This is a genomic window from Colwellia sp. BRX8-5, from assembly GCF_014077325.1.
Taxonomy (GTDB): domain Bacteria; phylum Pseudomonadota; class Gammaproteobacteria; order Enterobacterales; family Alteromonadaceae; genus Colwellia_A.
In genome coordinates, this window is record NZ_JACGVR010000055.1 from 1 (window position 1) to 9,265 (window position 9,265).

General features: G+C 38.0%; 3 protein-coding genes. 2 read left to right on the top strand and 1 reads right to left on the bottom strand.

Annotation, left to right across the window (positions count from 1 at the left end):
* Positions 1–665: 665 nt before the first annotated feature.
* Positions 666–2,516, bottom strand: a complete 1,851-nt coding sequence (locus tag H4J62_RS19640) for a DEAD/DEAH box helicase (protein WP_310733980.1) — start codon at positions 2,514–2,516, stop codon at positions 666–668.
* A gap of 949 nt (positions 2,517–3,465) precedes the next feature.
* On the opposite strand from H4J62_RS19640, the gene H4J62_RS19645 reads away from it, so the two are divergent.
* Both H4J62_RS19645 and H4J62_RS19650 read left to right on the top strand, forming a co-directional pair.
* Positions 3,466–4,017 carry a PEP-CTERM sorting domain-containing protein gene (locus H4J62_RS19645; protein ID WP_182218524.1) on the top strand — a complete coding sequence of 184 codons (552 nt, stop codon included), beginning with the start codon at positions 3,466–3,468 and terminating at the stop codon, positions 4,015–4,017.
* 356 nt (positions 4,018–4,373) lie between these two features.
* On the top strand, positions 4,374–9,265 hold a 4,892-nt coding region (locus H4J62_RS19650; protein ID WP_182231111.1), incomplete at its 3' end, for an Ig-like domain-containing protein.

The window sequence follows — 9,265 nt, forward strand, 5'->3', positions numbered from 1 at the left end:
TGGTCGAAAGCACTGGTCTTGAAAACCAGCAAGGGTTTATAGCCCTTCTAGAGTTCAAATCTCTATCTCACCGCCAAACAAAGAAAAACCGCTAATCGAAAGATTAGCGGTTTTTTGCTTTTTGAAGTTAAAAATTTTAAATAAGGGTTTATAGCACTAAACCTTCGAGTAGAGTTCTAATCCACTCTCACCGCCAAATAAAGAAAACCGCTAATCGAAAGATTAGCGGTTTTTTGCTTTTTGATAGTTAAATTTTAAATAAGGGTTTATAGCACTAAACCTTCGAGTAGAGTTCAAATCTCTATTTCACCGCCAAATAAAGAAAAACCGCTAATCGAAAGATTAGCGGTTTTTTGCTTTTTAAAAACTAAAAATTTTAAATAAGGGTTTATAGCACTAAACCTTCGAGTAGAGTTCAAATCTCTTTCTCACCGCCAAACAAAGAAAAACCGCTAATCGAAAGATTAGCGGTTTTTTGCTTTTTGAAAGTTAGAAATTTTAAACATGTGTTTATAGCACTGCTATATCCTTTACCTTACACTCAGATAACTAATTAATTTTAATTTTAAAATTGATCTTGTTAAGTTTGTGCGTTCATTTTTATATTAGGCTTATCATTTTTTTATTATGTAGTATGTTATGAGTCTATTTGAGTCTATTTGAGTCTATTTGAGCTGATTGGCTTTTCGGTATTTACCTTGATAGTCAAAAAGTCTGTTTTTGACACGCCAGTAGAATTTTTGTTTTCTACCAATGACAAAGTCAGGACACGGCAATATGTTAGCTAACTTTAATGCTTGTTCAAGTGTAGTCACTTCAAACGATCCAGTAGAGCCCAGCTGAACACTAATTTTAGCGCTAAGGCGTTTAGAAAAGATATCATTGAACGCTTTAACTTGATTTGGCTTAGTGAAGTCAAAAGATTCATTGAGTTCAACGCCTTCCTCGTCATGGTAAGTGATTTTTAACTTATCAGCTCCCTTATCACTAACTTTCGTTAAATTAAGACCTGCGCAACGAATAATTTTTGAATCTTTAAGTTGCAGTGCCTTTTTTAACATATCATCGGGATCAACCAAGACTTCATGACACTGTAAACAGTTACGAGCAGCTATGTCATTTTCACCACCGCAGTGAGGGCATTCTTTAAATACAAAACGATAGTTACATTGGCTCTCTGACCCTTGTTCTTCAATTAGGCCTTGGCATCGTCGGCCGTAGTGTTCCACTAAATAACCATCATCATCACAAATGCCCCAAAATAAATTGGGAAATTCACAACTTGGGCAAATAACTTGCACCGGCTGACTTTTACTATTCGGCTTTTTCTCACCGACTTCGGGATGATAGAGGTCAAAATCATTGCCCGTATAGTCAATGACCAAGCAATCTTTTTTGTTATCACTCAAACGCAGACCACGACCGATGATTTGCTGATAGAGACTAACTGATTGTGTTGGACGTAATATCGCAATCATATCGACATGCGGTGCGTCAAAGCCAGTGGTTAATACTGAAACATTAACCAGGTATTTAATTTCTTTACGCTTGAATGCCTTAATTAACTTATCGCGTTCAGTATTGTCGGTAGCACCGGTAATTAAAGCACTCAATTTGGCGGGTAAATAACTAAAGACTTCCTTTGCATGCTCAACTGTAGCGGCAAATATCATAATACCTTGACGTTTATAGCCTAACTCAATGACCTGCTCAATAATGCCTTGAGTCACCCGGGGATTTTTATTTAATAGATGATTGATATCAGTAGGACTATATTCACCAGAGGCGTTTGCTCGCAGGCGACTAAAATCATAATGCTCTATGGTGGCATCGACTAAATTAGGTTCGGTTAAATACTGGCGTTTAATTAAGTAACGAAGGGGTAGTTCATAAATACAGTGCTCAAAAGGTCGTTTTTCTTCACTTCGCATGAAACCACGGTAATGTTTTTTATAAATCCAGCCCATACCTAAACGATAAGGGGTTGCGGTTAAACCCAATAATTTAACATGGGGATTAACTTGCATCAATTTTTCAATAATTTGTTGATACTGGTTAGTATTGGACAGCTTGCTTGCTTTTTCTTGTGTTTGCTCTTTGGGCTCCCCTTTAGCTTCGTCTTTAACCAGCTCAGTGCTGGCTAAGTTAACTCTATGACATTCATCAATAATAATTAAGGAGTAGGGCTCACTAAAGTCATCTAAATTGCGAGCTGCCGATTGTATGCTGGCGAACGTGACTTGGTGCTGAGTTTCTTTCAGTTTTAATCCAGCCGAATAAATACCGGCGGTAACACCATAGCTTTCATATTTTTGATGATTTTGCTCGACCAATTCTTTGACATGGGTGAGTACCAGTATTTTTCGCTTTGCCAACCGAGCAAGCTCGCCAATTACCAAACTTTTACCTGAGCCTGTAGGTAAAACAATCACCGCAGATTCGTTGGTTTTTCGAAAGTGTTTAAGCACCGCCGAAACAGCTTCTTGTTGATAATCTCTAAGTTGAAAAACTTCCACGCAGTGCTGTTGCCTTAATAGGGAAATGAAAACAGCCATAATAGCAAAGTAGTGGATAAGTCCAAAATTTAAAACCAACTTTAAACCTTGATTAGTTTGTAGCAGTTAATCTAATAGTAGGGTTTAATAAAAGACTAATATGCTGCGCATTACTGGGAACACCACTGAGGTAATTGAGCCCTAATATGATTTTTTTGCAAAAAGTTATACAAAGTAGTACTGATAGGTAACTTTACAGTCTCTTCTTAGTAACTAGGGAGTACTTCATAAAAATCAAACAGACAATTTATCTGTTTAATTTCTTATCTATAATGATCATGAGTTTACTCTAGTGGAAATTTATTGAATAAAACCAGTGCCCATAGACGTCCCATTCTTCACACAAAATATAGAAAAACCGATAATTAAAAGATTATGGTTTTTTGTTTTATAGCGCTCAAATCTCTATAGCAAGGGGTATATAAACAAGAAGTTATGAACGCACGAAGCTTTTGCATTTTAGTAATATATGAAAGTTGAACAAATGAATGTTAGGAAAGGATTTACAATCGATCTTAAACGACTAGGTTACCCTAATGTTTGGTGGTGTATTTATCTATCTCTTAAAATGCTTAAAATTAGGCTAAAAAATTGTGAGAGTTAGAAGTATTACCTCCACAACATATTATTATTGCTAACATAAGAGAAAGGTATAAAAATTGAAAATTAGCATAAATTATTAATTCAGGTATCATGTACCGAAGGTGTTATTAAATTATAATTTTTTTAGTTATGCTTTAGTGTCGTGTTTTTTAACAGTTATCAAAAATGAAGTTTATATTTGAATATTAGCCATTGAATTAAATAGGGTTTTATTTTTGGTGTATATCTTGCATACCACAAGTGTCTTGAAGTAAATGTCGTTATGCGACATCAAATTATTAACCCATTAAGGGCTTAAGGAAGTTGTATGAGTTCTAAAATCATAAATATTGTTGTAGTTTGTGTGTTATCTCTTTTTGTTGCCGATAGAGCAAATGCGGGATTAATTATTGGTGATCTTTATTCTGACGATACTGGAATCCAATGGGAGTATATAGGTTCTTTTGATATAACTGGTGGTGATGATTATAGTCTTAAACCTGCTACTTATAATGGTATTGAGGCCGCAGAATTTATCTTTGGTCAACCTACAATTCCAGTATCATACGCTTTAAGTACAAACGTAATTACTGACTATACTAATATTGAAGATTATATTGTTAATAAAGAAGCTTTTTACCAGCAATATCGAATAGCTGGTGTTACATCATACGATCAAGCCAGAGCAACTAATCTAGCTGGTGGTATTGGTTATGACGCTGAGGGTGATGTTTCAGCATACGTTTATGATAGAGCGTTTGAAGGAATATACTTTAATTATGTATTTAAATCAGTGACTACTTCAGTGCCCGAACCATCAACAATTGCTATTTTCTCACTTGCTTTAATTGGATTAGTCTCTCGTAGGTTCAAAAACTAATAATTTTATTATCATAATCAAGGCGGTGTCACTCGATACCGCCATTGTTACAGAACATTAATATCTATTTTGCATGTATTATCTCTATAAATAACATCTATTTAACTGAGATACAGACCCTATACATTGAATCATTATTGTAAGATTAAGTTTTATAATATTTCTGTATTAAAACTTAATCTTTTTATTTAATTTATCTGTTAATCAATTCATTAGAAGACCACCTAAAATACATTGTCTTTAGTCTAAATACTTGTAATATGTAACCCCATAAGTATGTTTACAGTTATCAATCAGCTGCAGTATTTTTAGATTGTCTAGAGTATGTGGTAAGCCAAATCATTAGGAAGTTGTTTATGGAAAACTATACCAACCCAAAAAGTGCACAAGTCATTAATGTTAAAGGTGAAATTCACACCGATGTGGCTGTAGATACTCTATTACAAGTTGGTGATGTCGTTAAAGCAGGCGCCGTTCTTAATTTAATCAAAGGCAGTGAAATTTTATTAGCTTATGCTGATGGAAGTCAGCATAAAGTCTACAGCTACGAAGCTGAGTCGGTAAATGAAATTCGTGTAGATATAATTTCTCCTGATAACAATACAGAAAGTGTTGATAGTGAAGATATCAATAATATTCAGAATGAAATTTCAGCAATTCAAGATTTAATTGATGCTGATATTGATGCAGAGCTTCCTGAAACAACTGCTGGTCTTACTAGTAATGAAGGTACAAGTTTTGCCACGGTAAACAGAACAGGCGATGAAACGTTAGCGCAGGCTGGATACGATACAACAGAACAAAATAATATTTTTGTTTTACCCGGTGATTTAGATAACGAAAATAATAATGATAACTTTGCCTTATTTGATGCTGATGAAAATGTCACTGTAGCAGAAGATACATCAGCCACAGGTAATGTGCTAGATAATGGTGCCAGCGCAGGCGGCCCATTAAGTGTGATTAACTTTAGCATTGATGGTAATACTTTCGATGCGGGCGAGACAATTAATTTAGTAGAGGGTGAATTTACCTTAAATGCAGACGGTAGCTATACCTTTATACCTGCTGATAATTTTAATGGCACGGTGCCCGTGGTCAATTACACCGTTACCGATGGTGCAGGTAATACGGATAGTTCTACTCTAACGATTTTAGTAACACCCGTATCAGATCTTACTGATGCGGATGAATCTGTTACAACAGCTGAAGACACCTCAGTTTCTGGCAATGTACTTAATAATGCTGAAACTGCAGATGGCCCTCTGACTATAACGAGCTTTACTGTTGATGGTAATACTTTTAATCCAGGTGATACGGTTACTCTCGCTGAAGGTGAACTCACTTTAAATCCAGATGGTAGTTACACCTTTATACCAAATGACAATTTCAACGGCAGTGTACCGGTGGTCAGCTACACCGTTACTGACGGTGCGGGTGATACCGATAGTTCTACGCTAACAATTTCAGTAACACCGTTACCAGATCTTACTGATGACAATGAATCTGTTACAACAGCTGAAGATACCCCAGTCTCTGGTAACGTTTTGGATAATGCAGCAACTGCAGATGGACCATTAACAGTAACCAGCTTTACTGTTAATGGAAATACTTTCAATGCAGGTGATACGGTAAGTCTCACTGAAGGCGAACTCACTTTAAATGCAGATGGTAGTTATACCTTCACACCCAATGATAACTTCAATGGTGCTGTGCCCGTGGTCAGCTACACCGTTACTGATGGTGCAGGGGATACGGATAGTTCTACCTTAACGATTTCAGTAACACCTGTATCAGATCTTACTGATGACAATGAATCTGTTACAACAGCTGAAGATACCCCAGTCTCTGGTAACGTTTTGGATAATGCAGCAACTGCAGATGGACCATTAACCGTAACGAGTTTTACTGTTGATGGAAATACGTATAATGCTGGTGATACCGTTACTCTCGCTGAAGGTGAACTCACTTTAAATGCCGATGGTAGTTACACTTTTACACCAAATGACAATTTCAATGGTGCTGTGCCCGTGGTCAGCTACACCGTTACTGACGGTGCAGGTGATACGGATAGTTCTACCTTAGCGATTTCAGTAACACCCGTATCAGATCTTATTGATGATAATGAGTCTGTTACAACAGCTGAAGATACCCCAGTCTCTGGAAACGTTCTAGATAATGCAGCAACTGCAGATGGACCATTAACCGTAACCAGCTTTACTGTTAATGGAAATACTTTCAATGCAGGTGATACGGTAACTCTCACTGAAGGTGAGTTAACCTTAAATGCCGATGGTAGTTACACCTTTATACCAAATGACAATTTCAACGGCAGTGTACCCGTGGTCAGCTACACCTTTACTGACGGTGCAGGTGATACCGATAATTCTACGCTAACAATTTCAGTAACACCGTTATCAGATCTTACTGATGACAATGAATCTGTTACAACAGCTGAAGATACCGCAGTCTCTGGTAACGTTTTGGATAATGCAGCAACTGCAGATGGACCATTAACCGTAACGAGTTTTACTGTTGATGGGAATACGTATAATGCTGGTGATACCGTTACTCTCGCTGAAGGTGAACTCACTTTAAATGCCGATGGTAGTTACACTTTTACACCCAATGACAATTTCAATGGTGCTGTGCCCGTGGTCAGCTACATCGTAACTGATGGTGCAGGTGATACGGATAGTTCTACCTTAACGATTTCAGTAACACCCGTATCAGATCTTATTGATGATAATGAATCTGTTACAACAGCTGAGGATACAGCAGTCTCTGGTAATGTTCTAGATAATGCAGCAACTGCAGACGGACCATTAACCGTAACCAGCTTTAACGTTGATGGGAATACTTATAATACAGGTGATACGGTTACTCTCACTGAAGGTGAATTAACTTTAAATACCGATGGTAGTTACACTTTTACACCAAATGACAATTTCAATGGTGCTGTTCCTGTAATTACTTATACCGTCACAGATGGTGCCGGTGATACCGAAAGTTCTACTCTAACAATTTCAGTAACACCCGTATCAGATCTTAATGATGACAATGAATCTGTTACAACAGCTGAAGATACCCCAGTATCTGGTAATGTGCTTAATAACGCCGACAGCGTAGATGGACCACTCACGGTAACGAGCTTTACTGTTGATGGTGATACTTATAATGCAGGTGAAACGGTAAGTCTTGCTGAAGGCGAGTTAACTTTAAATACTGATGGTAGTTACACTTTTACACCGAACGATAACTTTAACGGTGCCGTGCCAGTGATCAGCTACACCGTTATTGATGGTGCTGGTGACACAGAAGTTTCTACCTTAACAATTTCAGTGACACCAGTTTCAGATTTAAGTGATGATAGTGAAACGGTCACGATAGCAGAAGATACAACAGCCACAGGCAATGTGTTAGATAATGCTGAAACTGCAGATGGTCCACTAACTGTCACCAGCTTTACTGTTGGTGGGAATACGTACAATGCAGGTGACACGGTTACCCTCACGGAAGGTGAGTTAACTTTAAATGCAGACGGTAGCTACACTTTTACTCCGAATGATAACTTCAATGGTAGTGTGCCCGTTATTACTTATACCGTTACTGATGGTGCTGGTGACACACAGAGCTCTACCTTAACAATTTCAGTGACACCAGTTTCAGATTTAAGTGATGATAGTGAAACGGTCACGATAGCAGAAGATACAACCGCCACAGGCAATGTGTTAGATAATGCTGAAACTGCAGACGGTCCACTAACTGTCACCAGCTTTACTGTTGATGGTAATACTTATAATGCAGGTGACACGGTTACTCTTGCTGAGGGTGAACTCACTTTAAATGCAGATGGTAGTTACACTTTTACACCGAACGATAACTTCAATGGCAGTGTGCCTGTAGTCAGCTACACCGTTACTGATGGTGCCGGTGATACACAGAGTTCTAGTTTAACAATTTTAGTAACACCGGTTTCAGATCTTAATGATGACAATGAATCTGTCACAACAGCTGAAGATACAGGAGTTTCTGGCAATGTGCTTAATAACGCTGACAGCCTTGATGGACCATTAACTGTCACCAGCTTTACTGTTGATGGTAATACTTATAATGCAGGTGAAACGGTAAGTCTTGCTGAAGGCGAGTTAACTTTAAATACTGATGGTAGTTACACTTTTACACCCAATGACAATTTCAACGGTGCTGTGCCAGTGATAAGCTACACCGTTATTGATGGTGCTGGTGACACAGAAATTTCTACCTTAACAATTTCAGTAACACCGATTTCAGATTTAAGTGATGATAGTGAAACTGTCACGATAGCAGAAGATACAATCGCTACAGGTAATGTCCTGGATAACGCAGAAACAGCAGATGGACCATTAACAGTAACGAGTTTTACGGTTGAGGGTAATACGTATAATGCAGGTGATACGGTTACTCTCACTGAAGGTGAGTTAACTTTAAATACCGATGGTAGCTATACTTTTACTCCGAATGATAACTTTAATGGTGCTGTACCCGTTATTACTTATACCGTCACAGATGGTGCCGGTGATACTCAGAGTTCTACCCTAACTATTTCAGTGACACCGGTTTCAGATCTAAGTGATGATAATGAAACTGTCACTGTTGCAGAAGATACAACCGCAACAGGTAATGTGCTTGATAATGCTGAAACAGCCGATGGTCCACTCACGGTAACGAGTTTTACTGTTGGTGGGAATACATACAATGCAGGTGATACGGTTACCCTTACGGAAGGTGAGTTAACTTTAAATACCGATGGTAGTTATACCTTCACACCTAATGATAATTTCAACGGTGCTGTGCCTGTTATTACATATACAGTTACCGATGGTGCTGGTGACACTCAGAGTTCTACCCTAACTATTTCAGTGACACCGGTTTCAGATCTGAATGATGATAGTGAAACTGTCACAATAGCTGAAGACACAACAGCAACAGGCAATGTCCTTGATAATGCTGAAACAGCCGATGGTCCTTTAACTGTTACAAGCTTTACGGTTGGTGGGAATACCTACAATGCAGGTGATACCGTTACTCTCACTGAAGGTGAGTTAACTTTAAATACTGATGGTAGTTACACTTTTACACCCAATGATGATTTCAACGGTGCTGTACCCGTTATTACTTATACCGTTACAGATGGTGCTGGTGATACCGAAAGTTCTACGCTAACAATTTCAGTAACTCCAGTTTCAGATTTAAGTGATGATAATGA